Source organism: Streptomyces marokkonensis (assembly GCF_039539045.1).
In the GTDB taxonomy this organism is placed as follows: Bacteria; Actinomycetota; Actinomycetes; order Streptomycetales; family Streptomycetaceae; genus Streptomyces; species Streptomyces marokkonensis.
On sequence record NZ_BAABCQ010000347.1, the window covers coordinates 1 to 2357 of the forward strand.

General features: G+C 71.2%; 1 protein-coding gene. It reads left to right on the plus strand.

Translation table 11 applies throughout. From position 1 onward, the window contains the following. Positions 1 to 2357, plus strand: a 2357-nt coding sequence (locus tag ABEA26_RS35755; protein WP_345598213.1) for a type I polyketide synthase, incomplete at both ends; no start/stop codon positions are given.

The following is a 2357-nucleotide window of genomic DNA, read 5'->3' on the forward strand; positions in this document are numbered from 1 at the left end:
GTCAGGACCGTCCGGCCGAGCAGCCCCTGCTGCTGGGCTCGGTGAAGTCCAACATTGGCCACACCCAGGCGGCGGCGGGCATCGCCGGCGTGATCAAGATGGTCATGGCGATGCGGGAGGGTGTGCTGCCGCAGACCCTGCACGTGGACAAGCCCACCCACGAAGTGGACTGGTCGGCAGGTGCGGTGGAACTGCTCACCGAACAGCGGACATGGCCGAACTCCGAGCGCCCTCGCCGGGCCGGGGTCTCCGCGTTCGGGGTCTCCGGCACGAACGCCCATGTAGTCCTGGAGCAGCCGGATGCCGTGGTACCTGCGGAGTCCGGAGGCTCTGCTCGGACACCGCTGCCGGACGGGACGGTGGTCCCCTGGGTGCTGTCGGCGCGTGGGACCGAGGCGCTGCGCGCACAGGCCGACCGGCTGCACGCCTTCCTCGCGGGGGACGAGGGGCGCTCCCTGTCCCCGGCGGACGTGTCCCGCTCACTGCTGACCACCAGGGCGGCACTGGAACACCGGGCCGCCGCCGTCGGCGCGTCCCGTGCGGAACTGATGGAGCGCCTGGCCGCGCTCGCCGCCGGGCGGCCGACACCCGGCGCGGTCGAGGGCACGGTGTCACCCGGCCGTACGGCGCTGCTGTTCTCCGGCCAAGGCGCCCAGCGCCCGGGAATGGGCCGAGTACTGTGCGAGACGTATCCCGTCTTCGCGGACGCGTTCGACGAGGTCTGCGCGCACCTGGACCGGCATCTGGAGCGGCCGCTGCGTGCGTTGGTCTTCGGCGAGGGTCAGGGTCAGGGTGAGTGTGAGGGCGAGGGGGAGCTGCTGGATCAGACGCAGTTCACGCAGGCGGGTCTGTTCGCGCTGGAAGTGGCGCTGTTCGAGCTGGTGACGTCGTGGGGTGTGAAGCCGGACTATCTGCTGGGTCACTCGATCGGTGAGCTGTCGGCCGCGTACGTGGCAGGGGTGCTGTCCCTCGAAGATGCTGCCGCGCTGGTGGCCGCGCGGGGCCGTCTGATGCAGGCGCTCCCGGCGGGCGGCGCGATGGTGTCCTTGCAGGCGTCGGAGGACGAGGTCCTGCCGCTGCTGGTCGATGGCGTCTCGATCGCCGCCATCAATGGTCCGTCGGCCACGGTGGTCTCGGGAGATGAGGCGGCGGTCCTCAAGATCGCTGCGCACTTCGGGACCGAGGGCCGCAGGACCAAGCGGCTGCGTGTGAGCCACGCCTTCCACTCGCCGCACATGGACGCCATGCTCGACGACTTCCGCTCGGTTGCGGAGCGGCTGACGTTCCATGCCCCGAGGATCCCCCTCGTGTCGAACGTGACCGGTCGCCTCGCCTCGGGCGAAGAGGTCCGGAACCCCGAGTACTGGGTGCGGCATGTGCGGGAGAGCGTGCGGTTCCTGGACGGCGTGGAAGCGCTCCAAGGGCATGGGGTGACGTCGTTCCTGGAGCTGGGCCCGGACGGTGTGCTGTCGGCCATGGGACAGGAGTGCGTCCCCGGCTCCGAGGCAGACCCCGTCTTCGTACCCGCCCTGCGCGGCAACCGTGGCGAACCGCAGGCGTTCATGACGGCGCTCGCCGTGCTGCATGTGCGGGGTGTGACGGTGGACTGGTCGAGTGCTGGTGCCGGCTCCGGTGCAAGTGCGGTTGCGGGCACGCTGGTGGAACTGCCGACGTACGCGTTCCAGCGCGAGCGGTTCTGGCCGGGCGGTGTGCTGTCCGGCGCGGGCGGCTCGGGTGCGGGCTCGGGCGAGGCGACGAAGGCCCCGGGCGCCGGCACTGGCGCGGAGAACTCGTCTTTGCATGCGCGGCTGGCAGGCCTGTCCGAGGCCGAGCGTGCGCGCGAGCTGCTGGGGCTGGTGCGGACCGAGGTGGTCGGCGTGCTGGGGTACCGCGATGCCGAGGCGGTGGGCGCGGACCGGTCGTTGGGCGACCTGGGGTTCGATTCGCTGACGGCGGTGGAGCTGCGTAACCGGCTGGGTGCGGTGACGGGTCTGGCGCTGCCGTCGACGTTGGCTTTCGACCATCCGAACGTGCGCGCGCTGACGGCCTATGTGGATGGGGAGCTGTTCGGTGGCGCCGAGGCTTCGGCGGCAGTGTCGGCGAGCGCCGGTGCGGTGGACGAGCCGGTGGCGATCGTCGGGATGAGCTGCCGTTTCCCGGGTGGTGTGCAGTCGCCGGAGGACCTGTGGCGGCTGGTCGTCGAGGGCAGGGACGGCATCTCCACCTTCCCGGCGGACCGGGGCTGGGACATGGCGGACCTCTACGACCCCGAACCGGGCCGAGCGGGCAAGAGCTATGCCCGGGAGGGTGGCTTCCTCGACGGTGTGGCCGACTTCGATCCGGGGTTCTTCGGGATC